Source organism: Paracraurococcus ruber (genome assembly GCF_004353985.1).
Lineage (GTDB): Bacteria > Pseudomonadota > Alphaproteobacteria > Acetobacterales > Acetobacteraceae > Paracraurococcus > Paracraurococcus ruber.
The window spans coordinates 1-754 of sequence record NZ_SMOA01000643.1; the positions used below are offsets into that span (position 1 = coordinate 1).

Here is a 754-nt window from a genome sequence, read left to right on the forward strand (position 1 = left end):
GCCGCCTCCGGCAGGCCCAGATCGCCGAGCGCCGCCGCCGCCTCCGGCGCCAGCAGGGGCATGGCCTCCTCCCCCGCCGCCTGCGCCGCGGCGAATTCCCGCAGCGCCGCGAGGCCGAGGGCCAGCAGCACGGCATGGCCGGCCGGGGCGGGGCGGGGGGTGGCGCGCGCGGCGCTCATGCCCGCGGCCGCCGCGCCGGGGACATCCCCGCGCCGCTCATGGCCGCCGGTCCAGGCTGGTGGTGGGCAGGCCCTCGTAGCGGAAGGCGATGACGCGGCCGAGCCAGGGCACCCAGCCGGGATCGAGGTCGAGGCCGGCCAGCCGCAGCTCGACCCGCAGGGCGCTGGCGGGCAGCATCAGGTCCAGATGGGTAGGGGTGGCGTGCAACCGGCCCGGCGCGGCGATCAGGCCGGGGCCCCAGACCTCGCCGAAGCGGGCGGCGGCGGCCTCCGCCAGGGGCGCGGCCAGCGGATGGCCGGGCGCCGGGTCGCCGCCGGCATCCTCCACCCGGGCGCGCAGGAAGCCGTCCAGGGGATCCTCTTCGGGCAGGCCGAGGCGATGCGCCACGGCCCGCAGCAGGCGCCAGCCGCCCGCCTCCGCCGGATCCGCCAGCAGCAGGCGCGGCGCGTCCAGCTGCGCCAGGGCGTTCACCAGGAACAGCGTGCCGGCGAAGCCGGTGCGCAGCGCGAGGGCCGGGTCGGCCGCAGCCGCGATGCCGGCGGCGGCCGGCGGCGCGGGCGCCGGGCCGGGCACC

General features: G+C 81.0%; 1 protein-coding gene. It reads right to left on the bottom strand.

The window, feature by feature from the left end; all coding sequences use genetic code 11:
- Positions 1-216: 216 nt before the first annotated feature.
- Positions 217-754 (bottom strand): hypothetical protein (locus tag E2C05_RS33775; RefSeq protein WP_205083292.1); only part of this gene is annotated, 538 nt, incomplete at its 5' end.